Here is a 17,867-nt window from a genome sequence, read left to right as displayed (position 1 = left end):
TCGCAGCTGATTGGCCAGCGGCGCGATGGGACGACCTCATGCCCTGGAACTGGGCCCAACAGCCTGCGAAGCCGGTAGCACAAGCTGCATAGTCCGCGGCCTGCCGGCCACGCTTACCTACATGGCCCAACCGAAGAGCTATCGGCGTCTTACGATGACCGATCGCAACACTATTCATGATAGCCTTGGTGAGGTTGCGGATTTGGCCGAAGCGTTCAAGCCTGGGATCAATGACGCCGACCACAAGCTGCCGCGGCCGGTGGGTATTTTGCGTATTAGTCCGCGATACTGAGCTGTCAGAACGAGGTAGTGGGTGATCGCACCCGTGCAATCCTCTGATGAATACACACGAACGATCAGGAAGGGGGCATCTACACCCTTGCGGGGATCAGCAGCCGTTCAGCGCCATTGCAGCCGATCGCATTGCAAACAGCCGGTCAGACGCCGCTGGTGCGAGATCGCCCCATGCGAACGCCGAGCGAAGCGGGGCGGCTTCTGCCCATATGCGGGCTGCCAATTGCGATACCTGAGCAGCTGTTGCCGTGGAACCGCTGGCAACGCAGTAAACCAGTTCGTCTGGCATCAGGGGAGATGAGCTGTTCACTTGGGCGACTCCGATTGAAGTGAACAGTCCCTAGATCAGCTCCGTTGCGGCATCATGACACGCGTGAAAAGCTCGCAGCGTGTGCGAATTACAAAGATCACTAGGCAGCAGCAAAGCGGTATCTGACGCGTGCCCTCCGCCACGATACTCTATCGATAGGCCCATCCAGAAACGATTAGATGGACGTGGGTAGGCCTATCGCCTTCCCGTAAGATATCTTTACGCGCAGCGACGGAGCGAACATCGCTAGAAACGGTTTTCAGGCGTAATCGGCGGAAGGCAACTCGCTCAAGGTTTGTAGCCTGTCGATAATGGCGTCCATAACGGTGCCGTAACATGAGCTAAATTATCTGGATATACTCAGAGTCCGGAGACGCCGATCGCGTCTTTAAAAGGAAGCTTCAGCACCTGATGCCCGGCAGCGTCAAAGACCTCGATGTGGCAACTCAGACACAGCTGGCCAGCCCTAACTTCGGCCGCCATGATGTCCCTCGCCGCCCGAATAGCCGAACGGCGAACCGACCCAATATCGGTGTGATCTACGCCGTCCTCGTCAAAAGTAATCTGGCCACATTCGTGTAGATTAAAAAAGTAACGCATCACGATATTCATCTATCCGAAGGCAGCGAGATAGCCCCTCATACAGATTTCCGCCCATAAATACATAGGGTAACGACATATACGCTGATTGATATCAGTGCCCGACACGTGGTCCAGAGACGAAATCGACCTTCTGACCGCCTATGCAAAATCAGAAAGAGATCCTGGGCCCACCCGAAGGCAGGCCCTAATTTCCTTCAGCCTTCGTCTTTGGCGTCGATGTTCAATGCCGTCTCGGCAAGCTTGGTCATGAACTCGTCTCCGCCGTAAATCTCTTTGGTCGCCTCACGCAGCTTTTTGTTGTCGTCCTTCAGCCCGAGCGCCTTTGCGTAGGCAGCAGCAGTGCCGAAACCTGCAATCCCGTAATGCGTCATGCGCTGGTATTGGGCGATGATGATCGTATCGAGTACGGGGCCCTTCTCAGGTCCTTCCTCGAGAACATGCTTGCTCGCCTCGGCAACCAGCCCTTCCATGCCCTTGCAATGCTCCTTGGAGACCTTCTCATCCTGGCCGGCGATCAGTTCCTTCAGCACGTCGGTGTGCTTGGTGATCCCATCCTGCGACGATTTCAGCATATCCTTCAACGAAGCGTCGCTTGCCTTGGTCGTGAGTTTCTTCACCACCTTCAGCATCTGATCGTTTGCCGACCACAGGTCCTTCAACTCGTCGGTATATACGTCCTTCAGATCTTCCGGTGTCGACATGGGAAACTCCTTCTTGCAGGAACCTAGCGTCCCCTCTGCACGCAAAGCGTCTCGATCACGGCGCCGGTTCCATCCCGAAGATCTATCACAGCGACCGTGCATGTGCGGCGCTTGGCGCCACACGTTAATTTAGTCAGCCGCCTTGCGGGAGCAATTTCGGTCATCAAATTAGCAGCCTCTTACTCCAGGCTCAAAAGATTCGATCATGCGTTCTGAGGCCGCCAGCAGGAAAGTACTGTACGAGACGACACCTGAAATGGCTCAAGATCGGTGTATAAATGAGACAATCTCAAGCGACGGAAACACAACATTGCTGATCCGAATGGCGACGGGGTTGTCAGTCAACAAGCGCGGCTAGCGCCTAAACGGCAATCGAAAGCGTTAATGTTTTTAGCTGTTTACTGCCATGAATGGTCGTTAAGATCGGGAGCAGGGAGAGCATCATGGAAGCGGCAAGCATAGAAGAGAGTTTTCGAGTTTTCTTCGACACGGCTCCATCCCCGGCCCTGATACTCGATTGCGATCTTACCATTGTGACTTGCAACGCCGCCTATGAAAAAGTAGCCCATGTCACACGGGCGGCAATGGTCGGTCGCCCGGTGTTTGAGGTATTTCCAGGGTCAATCGATCGGGAAACAAAGATACTGCGGGATTCCTACCACCGCGTGCTGAACGACCGTAAGCCGCATCACATCGTTCATATGCAATATGCGACGGCTGTCCCTGACAATCCGGGTCTTCAGGAACGCCACTGGACTGTATCCAACATGCCCCTGCTCCTGGCCGACGGAACGCTATTTGGTATTCTCCACTGCCCCGCGGATATTACAGAATTGACGCAGTTGCGCCATGCCAACCAAAGCGTTCGTGACACAGCGCTTGACCATGATGCACAGGAGAGCATTCAGCGCTGGACACGCAATGTGCAAAACATTCTTCATTCCGAAAAGGAACGACTCCGCCAGCTTTTTCAGCGAGCACCGAGCTTCATCTGCGTGCTGCAGGGACCGCATCACGTCTTCGAACTGGTCAACGATGCCTATTACCAGTTGGTCGGGCATCGAGAGATTATCAACCATAAAGTAGCTGATGTGTTGCCCGAAGTCGTAGCGCAGGGATTTTTAGACAAGCTGGATAGGGTCTTTGTGACAGGAACCCCATTTATTGGCCGCGCCATGTCAATAGAACTTCAGCGTATCGCTGGAGGCGAGCTTGAGCAAAGATATATAGATCTGATTTATCAATCAATTTTTGACAGCGATGGCGCAGTCACGGGAATTTTTACTCAAGGCAATGATGTCACCGAAGCCTATACACTTGCGCAGGAAGTAACTTACCAAGCCGCACATGACTCCCTGACAGGGCTTTGCAACCGGCGAGAATTTAGCCGTCAGACACAGAATGCAGACCAGCCCGGCACGCACGCGTTACTCTACATGGATGTCGATCACCTCAAGATTGTCAACGATCGTTGCGGCCACGCTGCTGGTGATCGCCTGTTGATCAAGATAGCGGCTGCCTTGCAGTCCGAGTGCGACAACGATCATGATCTTCTAGCACGTCTCGGAGGCGACGAGTTCGCTCTGGTACGGCGAGATTGCAGTCAGGAGGCTGCCATCGCCCTTGCCAATCGACTGTGCAAGTCGGTGAAGGACATTATCTTCATCGAACAGGGCAACCGGTACAGCGTCACGCTAAGCGTCGGCATCGTGAACTTCGGCGAACCTGAGCAGTTAACTTTCGAGGCAGCTCTAGGATTGGCTGACGCTGCCTGTTTCCTTGCCAAGGAAAAGGGGCGCAATCGCTATCAGGTAAGTTTGGCATCTGACGAGGAGGTCAGGCAGCAGCATCAGCACATGGACAACGTAACCCGCCTCAAAGAGGCAATGCGTCAGGATCGCATTATCCTCTACGCGCAAAGGATCGTTGGCCTGCAGCCCCATGCAGATCGGCGTCCAGTTTTCTATGAGGTACTGGCGCGTTTGCGCGATCTCGACGGCGCCATCATCCCACCCAGCGGGTTCATTCCCGCTGCGGAGCGTTTCGGCATGATCGAAGAACTCGATCGCCACATCGTCTGCAAGACCTTTGCACATCTTGACGCCCAACCACCTGAGCGCGGTGATGAAACCAGCTATTTCATCAATCTGTCGGGCATCACGCTGAGTGCCCCGGAATTTTTAATCTTTATCGAAAACACCTTGTCAGCCTATCCGGCGGTTCGCGCCTCCCAAATCTGCTTCGAGGTTACGGAAACAGCGGCTCTTTCCAACGTGTATCGTACCGCCGAGGCGATGCGGCAGCTAATCACGATGGGCTTCAGGTTTGCACTGGATGATTTCGGCAGTGGGATGGCCTCGTTCGCTTATCTCAGTCAGTTGCCTGTGCAATTTGTGAAGATTGATGGCGAGATCGTCAAAGCCATCCTGAGCCAACCTGCCGGCGGCATCATCGTCGAGGCCGTAGCGAAGGTCGCCCGTACCATGAATATGACGACGATCGCGGAGTCAGCGGAATTTGCCGAACTGATCCCAAAGCTTAGATCTATTGGGATTGACTCCGCGCAGGGTTACGCGTTGCATCGGCCCGAGCTGATATGAGAGCGTCATCTTGGTCCCTGCTTCGCGCTAATCCCGTCGACCACAGTCAGGTTTTCGCCAGTTACTGAAAGCGGGGCAACAGATCTACACAGCTTGAGTCTTCCTGCGCGCACGAGTGACGGAAAGCACACGTCGCCAATCGGGGTTGGCGACGGCGTTTTGCCGCGATCAAGAAGCTGCCGTCTGAAATCACCCGCTTGTCGTGCATCCGTGATGGCGACCGGGTTTTCCATCACCTCTACGCCTAGCGACGACTTTTGGCTTCTCGGGAACGATCCGCGTGGCTGCCGAGACGCCGTTGCTGGAGCCAAGCGCTACGTAGAACGAAGAACGTCGCCTCGCCTGTTGCTGAGGTGCTGGAGCCAGCGGGACATAACACCAAGGGATATGTTGGACTTTACTGCGACCTGTCGGGCGGTGATACGCCACCCTTCGGCGTCTGCGAGAAAAAGCGCAAGCAGCCGATCACGCCGGTTCGGAGAATAGTTCCGCTGATAGTATACCGGCTCGATATTGTCGAAACTTGATAATATGCCGTTAAACCGGAGGATGGATCCTTCCCAAGCACCGTGTATTTGTTAGATTTCATAACTGGACCTTGTTCTTATCGGAACTAGGGCTCAGACTCATTCACAGCCAGAACGCGATAGCGGTTGCGATTGCAACGGCTGAAAGGAAGTTGGCGGCGAGCTGACCTGCTCCCCGTTTTCAGGCCGCTGATAACTTAGCTTCGGTGTCCATATGCCCCTGGCGGGGGCGGTTCGTAAACTCGGCGGGTGCCATCCCGCCAAGACTGCTGTGCGGACGCACGGTGTTGTAGTCCGTCCGCCATGCCTCGATGATCCGTCTCGCCGCAGCCAGCGAGGGGAACAGGTGTTCGTTCAGACACTCGTCGCGCAAGCGACCATTGAACGATTCCACAAAGCCATTCTGCTGCGGCTTCCCCGGGGCGATGTAGTGCCACTCGACCCCGGTGTCCTGACACCAGGCGAGGACGGCATGACTGGTCAGCTCGGTGCCGTTGTCGCTGACCACCATGCACGGCAGCCCACGACGCTCGGCGATGGCGCTCAGCTCGCGAACAACCCGCCGACCCGACAGCGAGGTGTCGACGATGCATCCCAGGCATTCCCGGCTGTAGTCGTCGATGACGTTGAGCATGCGGAACCGCCGGCCGCAGGCCAACGAGTCCGATACGAAGTCGAGCGACCAGCGCTGGTTGGGTTCTTGCGGGATCGCCATCGGCGCCCGCGTGCCCAGCGCGCGCTTGCGACCGCCACGTTTGCGCACCGTCAGTCGCTCCTCGCGATACAGCCGATACACCTTCTTCAGGTTCATGCCCTTGCCCTCCCGCTTGAGCAGGATCGCCAGCCGTCGATAGCCGAAGCGACGACGTTCGTTCGCGATCTCGCGCATCCGCTCGCGGACAGCATCGTCCTTCCCGCGAAGCGGCTCATATTGCCACGCCGACCGGTTGACCCCGATCAGCCTGCAGGCGCGACGCTCGGAGAAGCTGTGGTCGGCCATCAGCTTCTCCACCGCAGCGTAGCGATCTCCAGACCGGGTCAGTTTTTTCCCAGCAGATCCTTCAGCGCCGACACGTCGAGCATCGACTCCGCCAGCAGCTTCTTCAGCCGGCGGTTCTCGTCCTCGAGCGCCCGCAACCGCGCCGCCTCCGACACGGTCATCCCGCCGTACTTCGCCTTCCAGTTGTAGAACGTCGCGTCACTGATCCCATGCTTCCGGCACAGTTCGGCGGTCTTCACGCCGGCCTCATGCTCGCGCAGCACGCTAATGATCTGATCCTCGGTAAATCGGCCTCGCCGCATCACTCGTCTCCATCTGACGAGCTAACTTACCAATGGCATGAATTCTGGGGAGCAGGTCAGAGCTTGTCGTAGCGGGTTGCGACACGGCGGAAATCCTTGAGGCGGCAGAAGGCATTCTCGACGAGGTGGCGAGCGCGGTATCGCTGCTTGTCGTAGCGGACGGCTCGGTTCCGGTTGCGGCGTCCCGGGATGACAGGCGTGGCACCTGCGTCGCGGAGCCCGCTGCGGAGGCTATCGGCGTCGTATCCCTTATCGCCAAGCAGGTATCGCATACGCCCGGCGCGTTCGAGCAGAGCGGGCGCAGCCTTGATGTCGCTGACGTTGCCCGGCGTCAGCATCAACACATAGGGACGGCCGACGACATCGGTGAGCGCATGGATTTTGGTGGTCCAGCCGCCACGCGAGCGTCCAATCGCTTGCGTCGAGCGCCCCCTTTTGCGCCAAACGCGGCACGCTGGATCTTGATGTACGTGCTGTCGATAGCGGTACTCTTGGTCACCACGCCTGCGTCGACCAGCGCGGCGAGCAATTGCAGCCAGAACCCTCGCTGCGACCAGCGGTTGAAGCGATTGTAGATCGTCGTCGCAGGACCGTAATCGGCCGGACAGTCACACCAGCGCGACCCAACCTTAAGCACATGGATAATGCCCGAGATCACACGTCGGTCGTCAACCCGCCGAGCGCCAGGCTGGTTCTTCGGCAAATGCGGCTCGATCGCCGCCCAAGCCTCATCCGACAACCAGAACAACGCCATCTACCGCCTCCATCGTCACACGCACTGTGAATCAGGAAGCTGACACCAGATCAATAGGCTGATTGGGTTTGAGCCCTAGGCAGTTTATTTGGAGGCGACGTTATGTCGTGAACGGCCGTGTCCCGAGCGTCATCCAGCTTCGCTGCCAAGACAAAGTCTTCATTCTCATCGGCAAATTTAATCATAGCAGATAGCGCCCTTGATAACTCGAAATATCGATTATCGCTTTTCGGAACTTCCATCTGACTATCCAATCAATGTTAAACTAAGTTAGCAAAAATTCAGAATATATCTCATTCGAACGATTCATAAGCTCATATATCTTCAAGGGTGGTATACTGCGTAGGGATATTAGGGTATTTCAGGTAGTTAGGCGAATTACTTCACGTTGCTAAAACGTAGATCTTGCTGTTCAATCTTTTCTAACGATCGATTTTTCTAATGGATTGCAGAACGTCAAGATATAGATATTTGTATAAGTAAAGTTTTTACAAACACTACGATTAGGTTATCGATGCTAACAGACCGTCTTTATTGGTAGTTTACCGAATGTGCCGCTAACACGGGATACAAAGTCCTTTGGATTGTCCAGATGTAGGTAGGACGGGCTAAAATCGCCTACTGCCGAAAGTGCATTCCAGTCCATGATCTGGATTGTGCGCTTGTCGCGCGCTATGAGTCCTTCTTTATGGAGAGTTTGAAACGTGCGGTTGACGTGCACCGTGGTCAGTCCGGTTGCGTCACCAATCTGCTCCTGCGTCATTGCCAGTTCGTAACGGTTTCCGGTCATCAGGCCTGCTGATTGCAGGCGGACGGCGATCTCGCACAGGAGGTGAGCGACGCGCGTTTTTGCGTTACGGCGCCCGATATTTGCGATCCACTCCCGAAAGATTGAGCCCTCGACCAGCGTTTCTAGCCACATGGCGCGGCCGATCGCAGGATACGCAAAGGCTAGATCCCGGACCGCCTCTGCTGGAAGGTACGCTACGTCCCCGGCAGTCAGCATCTGGATGCTGTGGTCCGCCACACCTAGGAAAGCGTGCTGGAGATCAAGCATATCTCCAGGTACGTGCACAGATAGGATCTGGCGTCCGCCATCGCCTACGACTTTGCTTCGAAAAGCGAAGCCGGAAAGTAGGATGCAGGAGTTCTTCGCTATGTCCATTTCGCGTAGGATGTATGAATTGTGGCTCAAGGACTTGATAGAAAACGGCATCTCGTGGAACGCGTCGCGGTCCTCTTGGGATAGTACCGCTCTTTGCTCAAGTTTACTTAATGCGGTCGCCAGATGTAGATTAGATGACGGGGGCATAAACGTTTCGCCGTTGCGGTGACGCGCAATCCATGCAGTTCAATGTCTGGCTGCGATTTGGATCATAAATCACGTTAATCATGAAGTCTCTGCGCTACATCATTAAATCGAGGTTATATTTTGGATGGGTTGCGATCGAACCGCCATACCGAGCAGGCGACTATTTGACCGTCAATACGTTCTACCGGCGCGGCATGTGCCGCGTTGAGATTACCACGGGCAGTAAGCCCTGAACGGTCTGAGGGCGCGATGAATAATCCCTGGGTAATGAAGATGGAGCAATTTACGGCCTTCACTGAGGAAGAGCGCGCTCGCCTCCACGCCATCGTCACGTCCAAACAGCGTGAATTTCAGGCGCAGGAAGACGTGATCGCTGACGGGGCGCATGCAGATTACTGCCATGTCCTGCTGAGCGGCCTTGCATGCCGTTATAAGATTTTACCGGACGGCGAACGCCAGATTATGGCCTTTCTGGTTCCCGGAGACCTCTGCGATGCCGAGATCTTCATTCTGAAAAGAATGGATCATGCCGTTGGCACACTGACCCCGAGCACCACGGCAATGATCCATTCTAGCGAAATGAAGACGCTACTGCGCGAAGCCTCACCGATATCTGAAGCGCTATGGTGGGGGACAATGACCGATCTGGGCGTCCTTCGAGAACGCATCCTTGATCTGGGTAGGCGAGACTCCAGCGAGCGCCTTGCCCACTTGCTGTACGAAATGCTGGTTCGTTACCGGGTAAGCGGGGCGACGAAGACCAACTCAATCGACTTCCCTATTACCCAGACCGATCTTGCCGATGCCACCGGCATGACGCCTTCACACGTCAACCGCGTATTGCAGCGCTTTCGCGAGGACGGGATGATCGAGCTCCGCAGCAAAACGTTGACCGTAACCGATCCGGCACGCCTTAAATCGCTTGGGCAGTTTAACCCTGCCTACCTGCATTTGGACAGGACCGAGGCGAATGATCTGGCCGTTTCGGGCCGCGTCGGTGACCTGATTGGGTAGAGAACCGTTTTGACCATGAGCCGCAGGCGATCAGCGTCAACGAGCATGTAAGGACAGCGGGAAGTCCGTCAGATTACAGTGCGATGCCATTGAGGAAGACGTTCGCATGGCCTAGCCAATAGACAGGCGTGCTGACCGGCGAGCGGCGTGCCGAACCAACCGGCCGAACATAAATAACATCGGATAAGCAGATGCTCAGTTTCCTCGTCGACGGTGGCCAGATGGGGGCTGCTATTCGCGCCCGCGATTGGAGCGAGACTGTGCTGGGCACACCCGCAAGATGGCCGACTGCGTTGAAGACGTTGATCAGTGTCGTGCTCGGTTCCAACCAGCCCATGTTTGTCGCTTGGGGTGTCGAGCAGACGCTGTTCTACAACGACGCATATGCGACCATTCTGGCCGACAAGCATCCTGAGGCGCTCGGCCTGCCGTTCATGGAGGTGTGGGCGGAAATCGAGGCCGACCTGACTCCGATTGTTGAGCAGGCCTATGCCGGCTTGCCTGTCCACATGGACGACATCACCCTGATGATGCAGCGGCGCGGCTACGTTGAGGAAACGCACTTTGCTTTCTCCTATACTCCGGTTCGGGGTGAAGCCGGAGCAGTGGAGGGGCTGTTCTGTGCCTGTACCGAGATCACCGATCAGGTCCTGGCCGAGCGCCGTCGTGACGCCGATACCCAACGGCAGCGGCGCCTGTTCGAACAGGCGCCAGGGTTCATCACCATCCTCCACGGGCCCGACCACGTATTCGAGTTCACGAACGCGACTTATCGCCGCCTGTTCGGCGATCGGGCTTCCATCGGCAAAACGATACGCGAGGCTTTCCCCGAGTTGGCAGACCAGGGGTATTACGAGTTATTGGACTCCGTCTATCAGACGGGCGAGCGGTTCGTTGCGGATCATATCCCGCTCCTGCTGAATGTAGCGGACGGCGATCAGGTCGAGCGCATTCTCGACTTCATCTACGAACCAATTACTGACGATGCCGGCAACGTGACCGGTATCTTCGTTGAAGGCCATGACGCGACCGACGCGCACCGTGCGCAAACTGAGTTACGGGAAAGTGAAGAGCGGAACCGCCGTATTGTGGAAGGCGTGAAGGACCATTCCATCTTCACCGTCGATACCCAGAACCAGGTGATGGATTGGACGCCCGGCGCCGAAACCATCTTTGGCTGGACCGCCGACGAGATCCGCGGCCGCTCCGTCGATATTCTATATACGCCCGAAGACCGCGTCGGTGGCGTTCCGACGCAAGAGCTGAGGACGGCACGTGCGGAAGGCTGCGCCAATGACGAACGCTGGCATGTTCGACGTGACGGAAGCAGGTTCTTTGCCAACGGCTCGGTCCGCCCTTTGCACGACGCGCAGGGTACGATCACTGGCTTCATCAAGATTGCTCGCGACGAGACTGAACGGCGCGCGGCCGAGGCTACGCTGCGTGAGACCGAACAGCGCTACCGTCTCGCCGCCAATGCAACCAACGACGCGATCTGGGACTGGGATCTGGCCTCGAACTCCGTGGAGTGGAACGAGGCTGTGCGGGTGCTCTTTGGCTATGCCGAGAACGAAATCGAGCCGACGAGCGACTGGTGGATTGGTAACATCCATCCTGATGATCGAGAGCGGGTCGACACAGATATCCATGCGATCATCGATGGGGCGGGCGACCAGTGGGCGTCTGAGTACCGCTTCCGCCGTAACGACGGCAGCTTCGCCGATGTCTTCGACCGTGGGCACGTCTTCCGTGGTGAGGACGGAAGCGCCGTCCGCATGATCGGCGCGATGCTGGACCTCACGGAGCGCAAGCGCGCAGAGATAGCGCTGCAGGAGCTCAATGAGACGCTGGAGGCCCGCGTTTTAGAGCGAACAGCGGACCTCATGACGGCGCAGGATGCGCTGCGGCAGGCGCAGAAGATGGAAGCGGTCGGCCAGCTTACTGGCGGCCTCGCGCACGACTTCAACAACCTGCTGACCGGTATTTCTGGCAGCCTGGAGATGATGCAAATCCGTATTGCGCAGGGCAGGACGGCCGATGTCGAACGCTATGTCGGGGCAGCGCAAGGAGCCGCCAAACGCGCCGCATCTCTTACCCACCGGCTACTCGCCTTCTCACGCCGTCAGACCCTTGCTCCCAAGCCCACGAACGTCAACCACCTCGTCAGCGGCATGGAAGATCTGATCCGCCGCACGGTTGGGCCGTTGATCGAAGTGGAGACGGTCAATGCTGCCGGACTTTGGCCTAGCCTGATCGATCCCAGCCAGCTCGAAAACGCCATCCTAAACCTGTGCATCAACGCGCGGGACGCAATGCCGAATGGCGGCACGATCACGATTGAAACCTGCAATCGCTGGATGGACCAGCGGACAGCCAAGGAGCGCGGCCTGGATCCGGGTCAGTACATTTCACTTTGCGTGTCCGATAAGGGCACCGGCATGCCGCCGGAGGTAATAGCTCGCGCCTTTGACCCGTTCTTTACCACCAAGCCGATTGGCGAAGGCACCGGGCTTGGGCTGTCGATGATCTACGGCTTCGCCAAGCAGTCCGGTGGCTCGGTGGCGATCTACTCGGAGGTCGATCAGGGCACGATGGTGTGCGTCTACCTCCCCCGCCATCAGGGCGAGGCCGAATTGGACGACGTGGAGGCGGAAATCGAGGCCGCACCGCGGGCCGAGGCCGGCGAGACGGTGCTGGTGGTGGATGATGAGCCAACCGTGCGCATGCTTGTCGCCGAAGTTTTGACCGACCTGGGCTATACCGCGATTGAGGCCGCAGACGGCGCGGCTGGGTTGAAGGTCATAAATTCAGACCTGCGTATCGATCTGCTCGTCACGGACGTTGGGCTACCAGGCGGGTTGAACGGCCGGCAGATGGCAGACGCTGCACGCGTCGCACGGCCCGATCTCAAGGTTCTGTTCATTACCGGATATGCAGAGAACGCCGTGTTGAGCCACGGCCATCTCGACGTCGGAATGCACGTCCTCACTAAGCCATTCGCGATGGACGTTCTGGCAACACGGATACGATCTTTGATCGAGGGATAGTTCCCGCAAATGATCCCCTCGCGAGTTAGCGTCAGACGTCTTGATCGCCGTTTGCGAGCGGACGGATCAGTATCGTGCGTCCGTCGCACCGATCGTGGTTTATGTCTCAACGATCGTGCCTGCCGCCCCGATCCGTCTCACGCAATGTGAGCCGCAAACCGTCCTTTTTTGCAGTTCAGACCGATCGTTATTACGAGATGGGGTGGTTGCCGACCTCCCAGACGGCATCGCGATGTGCCAGAAAAGTGGAGTTTGAGGCCACTGAGCAGAAGGGACGGCAACCGTGACGAACTCTCTTCGGCAGGTGGGGCAGCGAGCTGCCGAACTGCGGACACGGCACACGACGGTAACCCGATCAACGCAGGTCGTGACCTGCTCCACCACAAACTGATGCGGCACGAACGGCAGAAGACACTTGGGCATTGCCTGCACCGAAAGCGCGGGAGAGCCCACTTCTGGGGAATATTCCACCGACGTTGACACCAAGAGGGTCGATCATCGCAGCTATGCGCTTCAGGCATCGAGATAAAGCCGACCGTGAAGGTGGGCTACGCCTCGGCCGCGATCAAGTGGCGTGCCGAGCACGAGCAGATCGCAGCCGGCGAGGAGCTGCACGCCGTCACGCCGCTCGAGCAGATGAACGAGGCAATCCAAGAAGCGCGAGGGCTGAAGTACTACATCCAGCGCGGTCGGGATCGGATTTACGAATGGAGCAACCAGCTACACGAACGGGCCGAGCTGGCAGCGCAGAGCATGTCGAGCTTCGTCCAGGGTGCAGCGCGCGCGATGCGGTCGGGGCTGCACGTCAGTAGCGGTGACGGGTTCGACGCACTGCCGGCGCTCGATCAGTTACCCCGTCGCGAACAGACGGCGGTGATCGAGTTGGACCAGGCGGGGCAGGGTGGGCGCGATCGCAGCAGGAGCGGGAACGACAGCGCGGGCACGAGCCGGATATCGACTTCGGGCAGTAGCGTCAGGCCCGTGCTTCGCTCTCGGCAACGTAGCGGCGCAGCACGCGGTTGATTTCAGTCTGGTAGCCGCGATCGTGGGCGTGTTCCTTGAACCAGCTTACGATATCGGCATCGAGCCGGAGCGTGACGGGCTTCTTGATAGGGCGATACAGACCTGGCCGGCGGGCATGCTGCCACGCCTCGGCCGATGCTTCGGGGATATCCATGGTGTTGATCTGATCGTCCGGCAGAGCTGCGAGCCGGTCGAGCTGATCCTGCAACTCGGGGTTAAGCGCTTTCTTGCTCATAGCGTTTCCTTTCGTGTGCCGTTGCCTTTCGGGCGCTGATCCGCTGTTCCATAGGCAGGATGATGCCTGTTCGTGATTTGTACGCAACGCCAATGAGTCAGGTTGAATCAGAATTACGCCCAGCGGAAGACGACTAAACCAGAGGAGTGGTCAGTCTGCTAAGCTGGAGCAACGCCGTCAGCGTTTACCAGATCTGGGCCAACAAATGTGCCGATGAGCCGGACGCGTTTTTCAACGAGGTCGACGGGGGTACGGTGCAGCTCCAGCTCGTAGCGCCCACCGACATCGCGGCAAAGATAGAAGGCCCCGCCATCGCGGATCAGGGTGCCTATCTCGTTGATCCGGGTGCCAATCGCTACCATCGCTGCGTCATCTCTCTACCATTATGTATAACTGCGGGAGGTCCCTGCCAGTAACCAATGTCGCTCAGCGTGGTCCCGTGATTTTGCCAACGCGTGACGGTACGACCTTCAGAGACTGATGTTACGCCTTGCCATTTCAACGAACGCCATATCCCCGATCGGCGTGTGAGGCTCGGCTTTGAAGATGTCGGCCAGATCGAGAAGATCATCGTCAGCAAGGCCTGTGATGGACGTCTCGATCTCGGCAAGGCGTCCGACCGCGCGACCACTGCGATCAGTGAGCCGCTTCATTCTTGTCTTGAGCATGTGCGCTCCTATCATGAACGACCGCGGGCGGGCAGGGGCATTTGCTGCCCAGTTTCAGCTTCCAGCTCCGCCCGACGGCAACGCAGGTTAATCTTAAAACTGAGAAAGCTGTTGGGGCGCAGATCAGTAACTATTTCAACGAATAGGTCATGTGCCGCACAAAATGCGAAAAATACAGCCTGTTCTCGTCTTCTTCAAGGAGCTCTCAACCGTGCGACAAACTGCAGCGGTCCGAGCAGCGGTGTTCGGCTGCGCTATCCTCTCGAACTGTACAGCCGAACATAAGTAACGTAAAAACAAACACATTTGGGTCAATAGATAAGTTCTTAGTTATCATTGGCGATATGCTATTTTAAAATGAGATCTGATTTTCTACAGGCAGCACCCGCTCTACTGATAGCCGCCGTTTTCCTCGCGTTCTTTGGCAGCGTCCTCCTGCACTTCTTCCATTTCCTTGGCCTGCTCGGTGGCATCCTTGTCTTCGGGCTTGGGGTCGTCGATCATATGGTACCTCCGAGTTTAATAACGGAGAACCAACGTGATTGGATCCGCAGCGCCACAGCAAGCAAGCTGGTTTGCAACCGGTTCTGATCGAACGATGACACCGCATCACCTCGACGGTGTGGGGTTTTAGATCCTGGGTTGTCGGTTAAAGGGTTTGCCGCATGAACATCTCTCAAACTGAGTCATACCGGAACGCTGCCGCCCATGAACGATCAGAAGCAGCGCGGTCCACGCTACCGCTCGTTCGAGAGCGTCATCTACGATCGGCAGAGGCTTGGGATGCGATTGCCAGTCAGGGTGAAATGACCGAGCGCCTGGCGCAGGCGAACGCCGAGAACCGGGTGAAACAACCATATCAGCGACGGCCGTCAGCCGACAATATGTAGGATGGCGCTGTCGTAAGCGGCGGTGCGGCAGGCGCCGATACGCAGGTATAGCCGCGCGGCTGCCCACAGCAGCCTACGTCTGGCGTTTCATGCCCGTTGGCCGCGCTGGGGGACCGTGCGCGACCCTGTCGGCTGATCGAATCGGCCATTGTCGCTCATCCCGCGACGCCAGCGGGTGAGGCCGCCCCACGGTCCACGGAGGCGCTACTGCTTCGTTTCGTCGGATGCGACCGCACCCATCGTCATCGCCAACAGGGATGCGCCGCGCTGTTCGTTATCGAGCTTCAGCAGCCGGACCCAGTGGGCGATGTGCTTGCCTGCTGCGTCGACGCCTTTGCGCTGCAACTGCGGGGTCATCAGGTTCGTATCGTTCTGGATTACCGACGCGATCGAGAGCGCGAAAAAGTCTATGATGTCGTCGGCGATCAGCGCTTCATCGGCTGAGTTCGCCGCAAGATACTGCATGACGATCGGCATAATCTCCTGGAACAGGTCGATCTTGGCCTGGTCGCCTACCTTCATGATGTCCGCGGGCATGCTGGCCTCCTCCGTTGCCAGCATGTATTGCTTGGGGCCGGGAAGTGAAAGGCAGGGCTGCCAGTCCCGCCAGTATCGGAAGCCTTCATGAATCATCCGCGGGAATGGTTTCAGCCAAAAGTCGTAGGTATCGGCTGGTCCCCTCGAACTTGGGAGGGCTGGGCGATCATCGTCTCGGTGATCGTGATCGGTGCAGTTGTCGGTCGGGTTAACCTGTAAGTCAGCGAAGCTTAGTAACGCCATATTGCATGCGCTGAGGAACCCGGCCTAGGCTCGGCAATGGAAAACATCGCATCGCAGTTCGACCTTCTTGGCCAGCTTCGCTCCTTGATCGCGCAACGCAACGAGGCAGCCGAGGCGTTCGATGTATTCAAGCAGGACGCCGTGCTGGCACCGGCCGATGATCTGGCAAACGGCGAGGTCTCCTCCGACGACGCTGCGGACGTGGCTGCAGAGGAAGTCGACACGTTCAGGGCTCAGACCGAAGGTCTCTTGGCCAGCGCAACCGACGATGAGCTTCTGGCAGCGTATCAACAGACCGAGGGTGAAGTAGGCGATCTCGCTGCCGAAGCGCTCCGTGATGAGATGCGGCGTCGGAACCTCAACGAATGAACCGACCCAGCGCCAATCCGGAATCTCGTCATGTGTAACCGAGCAAGGTTCAGCGGCGAACCCGAGACCATATTCGAGCGCTTCGGGGCCGAATGGTTGACCGAGAAGCCAATGGACAACCGGTTCGATCCGAAGGAGCTGCGGCCGTTCGGCCGGGCGTATGTCGTGCGGAACCAAGGTGATCGCCGCGGTCTCGACGTGATGGAATGGGATGTTCTGGCTGGGCAGGCGAAACAGGCTGGCCGCAAGGTCGCACAAACGAACGTGCGCACCCTCCATCTCCCCCAATGGCGCTCGCTCGTCAGCGACCCCGACAACCGGTGCCTGATCCCGCTAACGGAGTTCTGCGAATGGGCGCGCGAGCCTACCGACCTCGGCGACGGCAAGAAGCCGATCAAGGGGGAGATGTGGTTCGCCGTTACAGATCAGCCCGTGTTCGCCATTGCCGGCTTCTGGCGACAGGTCGGTAACCAGCGCTACTTCGCGATGGTCACGTGCGATGCGAACGAACTGGTGGCACCGATCCACCCCAAGGCGATGATCACGATCCTGAGGCCGGATGATCACGACCGTTGGCTCACGGGAAGCTATGACGACGTGCTGGCGCTGCAGCGGCCATATCCGGCCGCTCAGATGACTGTCCGTGGCCCGGTGTTTCCGACACGTGGAAACACTCCCAATGTCTGAGCTGCCGGCCATGTCCGAGCGGGAAGTCTGGGAAAAGGCGTCGACTATCGCGGCAGCATTTGGAGACGACGAGGCTGAGCATTTTACGGACAGGCTTTTCGACATTCTTCGCGACACCACAAATCCGCAAGACTGGCGTCGGGTCGCGGCTGCGCTCGATGTGATTGCTGGGGCGTCCAAACAATAGCGTCAGTTCCTCACTGATCCTTTGGCTCCGGGACGTTGTCCACGCGTTTGAGCGATACGAAGGAGACTGACATGGCAGACAGAGAGAAGATCACGGACGGTGCCAATGAGCGCGCCATCGACGAACCGATTGCTGGCACTGCACCAGGCATCCCCGATGACGCGCTCTTGCCCGGCGAGGAACTGCCGGAGGAGCCAAGTGACGAGGAGGTGGCGCGGATCGCAGCGAAGCTCGGGGCGCCTGACCCAAACCGATAACGGCCTAGGCCTGCGATAGGACTGGCGTTTCCGGATCAATCTGGGTGGCCTAGTCAGCGGGCGGATCAGTATTGTGCGTCCGCCGCACCTATCATGGTTTATGTCTCAACGATCGTGCGCCTGCCGCCTCGGTCCGTCTCACGCAATGTGAGCGGCAAACCGCCCTTTATTGCAGTTCCGAGCGATCATTATTGCGAGATGGGGTGGTTGCCGCCCTCCCAGACGGCATCGCGATGTGCCAGAAAAGTGGAGTTTGAGGCCACTGAGCAGAAAGGACGGCAACCGTGACAAACGATACGATGATCGG

Annotated in this window: 19 protein-coding genes; 9 read left to right on the top strand and 10 right to left on the bottom strand. The window is 57.7% G+C overall.

What is annotated here, in order from left to right:
* The first annotated feature begins 154 nt into the window (after positions 1 to 154).
* Positions 155 to 292 carry a hypothetical protein gene (locus tag U1708_RS19400; RefSeq protein WP_332747850.1) on the top strand — a complete coding sequence of 46 codons (138 nt, stop codon included), beginning with the start codon at positions 155 to 157 and terminating at the stop codon, positions 290 to 292.
* A gap of 96 nt (positions 293 to 388) precedes the next feature.
* On the opposite strand, the gene U1708_RS19395 is transcribed toward U1708_RS19400, so the two are convergent.
* From U1708_RS19395 to U1708_RS19385, 3 genes are all read right to left on the bottom strand, one after another.
* Entirely contained in the window at positions 389 to 583 is a 195-nt protein-coding gene (locus tag U1708_RS19395) for a hypothetical protein (RefSeq protein ID WP_332747849.1), read from the bottom strand.
* Positions 584 to 964: 381 nt separating this feature from the next.
* Complete coding sequence (locus tag U1708_RS19390; protein ID WP_332747847.1) at positions 965 to 1,216, bottom strand: DUF6894 family protein; 252 nt, start codon at positions 1,214 to 1,216, stop codon at positions 965 to 967.
* 185 nt (positions 1,217 to 1,401) lie between these two features.
* Positions 1,402 to 1,908 (bottom strand): YciE/YciF ferroxidase family protein, encoded by a 507-nt coding sequence (locus U1708_RS19385; RefSeq protein WP_332747845.1) that lies wholly within the window; start codon positions 1,906 to 1,908, stop codon positions 1,402 to 1,404.
* A gap of 443 nt (positions 1,909 to 2,351) precedes the next feature.
* Here U1708_RS19385 and U1708_RS19380 point away from each other — a divergent pair, with 443 nt between their 5' ends.
* Positions 2,352 to 4,508: a sensor domain-containing protein gene (locus U1708_RS19380; RefSeq protein ID WP_332747843.1), complete on the top strand. Its 2,157-nt coding sequence runs from the start codon at positions 2,352 to 2,354 to the stop codon at positions 4,506 to 4,508.
* 708 nt (positions 4,509 to 5,216) lie between these two features.
* On the opposite strand, the gene U1708_RS19375 is transcribed toward U1708_RS19380, so the two are convergent.
* From U1708_RS19375 to U1708_RS19365, 3 genes are all read right to left on the bottom strand, one after another.
* Positions 5,217 to 6,337, bottom strand: a protein-coding gene (locus tag U1708_RS19375; protein WP_332747841.1) for an IS3 family transposase whose coding sequence is annotated in 2 segments (ribosomal slippage) — positions 5,217 to 6,088 and positions 6,088 to 6,337 — 1,122 coding nt in all. Because the reading frame shifts where the segments join, the coding sequence is not laid out codon by codon here.
* 56 nt (positions 6,338 to 6,393) lie between these two features.
* Positions 6,394 to 7,091, bottom strand: a protein-coding gene (locus U1708_RS19370) for an IS5 family transposase (protein WP_443030089.1) whose coding sequence is annotated in 2 segments (ribosomal slippage) — positions 6,394 to 6,762 and positions 6,765 to 7,091 — 696 coding nt in all. Because the reading frame shifts where the segments join, the coding sequence is not laid out codon by codon here.
* A 517-nt stretch (positions 7,092 to 7,608) separates the two neighbouring features.
* Complete coding sequence (locus U1708_RS19365) at positions 7,609 to 8,307, bottom strand: Crp/Fnr family transcriptional regulator (protein ID WP_332747852.1); 699 nt, start codon at positions 8,305 to 8,307, stop codon at positions 7,609 to 7,611.
* A 345-nt stretch (positions 8,308 to 8,652) separates the two neighbouring features.
* On the opposite strand from U1708_RS19365, the gene U1708_RS19360 reads away from it, so the two are divergent.
* The 3 genes from U1708_RS19360 (at position 8,653) to U1708_RS19350 (ending at position 13,487) form a co-directional block, all read left to right on the top strand.
* A complete protein-coding gene (locus U1708_RS19360; RefSeq protein WP_332747838.1) occupies positions 8,653 to 9,417 on the top strand; it encodes a Crp/Fnr family transcriptional regulator in 765 nt (254 codons plus the stop codon).
* Between the two features lie 191 nt (positions 9,418 to 9,608).
* Entirely contained in the window at positions 9,609 to 12,464 is a 2,856-nt protein-coding gene (locus tag U1708_RS19355; RefSeq protein WP_332747836.1) for a hybrid sensor histidine kinase/response regulator, read from the top strand.
* Between the two features lie 537 nt (positions 12,465 to 13,001).
* Positions 13,002 to 13,487, top strand: a complete 486-nt coding sequence (locus U1708_RS19350; protein WP_332747834.1) for a hypothetical protein — start codon at positions 13,002 to 13,004, stop codon at positions 13,485 to 13,487.
* On the opposite strand, the gene U1708_RS19345 is transcribed toward U1708_RS19350, so the two are convergent.
* From U1708_RS19345 to U1708_RS19330, 4 genes are all read right to left on the bottom strand, one after another.
* Positions 13,438 to 13,722, bottom strand: coding sequence for a BrnA antitoxin family protein (locus U1708_RS19345; RefSeq protein WP_332747832.1), 285 nt, complete (start codon positions 13,720 to 13,722; stop codon positions 13,438 to 13,440). The genes U1708_RS19350 and U1708_RS19345 overlap by 50 nt on opposite strands.
* Positions 13,723 to 13,880: 158 nt before the next feature.
* A complete protein-coding gene (locus U1708_RS19340; protein WP_332747830.1) occupies positions 13,881 to 14,084 on the bottom strand; it encodes a DUF5818 domain-containing protein in 204 nt (67 codons plus the stop codon).
* A gap of 108 nt (positions 14,085 to 14,192) precedes the next feature.
* Entirely contained in the window at positions 14,193 to 14,390 is a 198-nt protein-coding gene (locus U1708_RS19335) for a hypothetical protein (RefSeq protein ID WP_332747829.1), read from the bottom strand.
* A 1,094-nt stretch (positions 14,391 to 15,484) separates the two neighbouring features.
* Complete coding sequence (locus tag U1708_RS19330) at positions 15,485 to 15,817, bottom strand: hypothetical protein (protein ID WP_332747827.1); 333 nt, start codon at positions 15,815 to 15,817, stop codon at positions 15,485 to 15,487.
* Positions 15,818 to 16,096: 279 nt separating this feature from the next.
* Between U1708_RS19330 and U1708_RS19325 the strand changes: the two genes are divergently transcribed.
* From U1708_RS19325 to U1708_RS19310, 4 genes are all read left to right on the top strand, one after another.
* Entirely contained in the window at positions 16,097 to 16,429 is a 333-nt protein-coding gene (locus tag U1708_RS19325) for a hypothetical protein (RefSeq protein ID WP_332747825.1), read from the top strand.
* A gap of 30 nt (positions 16,430 to 16,459) precedes the next feature.
* Positions 16,460 to 17,116, top strand: a complete 657-nt coding sequence (locus tag U1708_RS19320; protein ID WP_332747824.1) for an SOS response-associated peptidase — start codon at positions 16,460 to 16,462, stop codon at positions 17,114 to 17,116.
* Positions 17,109 to 17,303 carry a hypothetical protein gene (locus tag U1708_RS19315; protein ID WP_332747822.1) on the top strand — a complete coding sequence of 65 codons (195 nt, stop codon included), beginning with the start codon at positions 17,109 to 17,111 and terminating at the stop codon, positions 17,301 to 17,303. The genes U1708_RS19320 and U1708_RS19315 overlap by 8 nt, the downstream gene beginning before the upstream one ends.
* Positions 17,304 to 17,374: 71 nt before the next feature.
* Positions 17,375 to 17,560 (top strand): hypothetical protein, encoded by a 186-nt coding sequence (locus U1708_RS19310; protein ID WP_332747820.1) that lies wholly within the window; start codon positions 17,375 to 17,377, stop codon positions 17,558 to 17,560.
* The last annotated feature ends 307 nt before the right edge of the window (positions 17,561 to 17,867 follow it).

The organism is Sphingomonas arabinosi (genome assembly GCF_036663715.1).
Taxonomy (GTDB): Bacteria; Pseudomonadota; Alphaproteobacteria; order Sphingomonadales; family Sphingomonadaceae; genus Sphingomonas.
The sequence above is the reverse complement of the archived record's forward strand: the minus strand, read 5'-3'. Positions and strand labels throughout refer to the sequence as shown.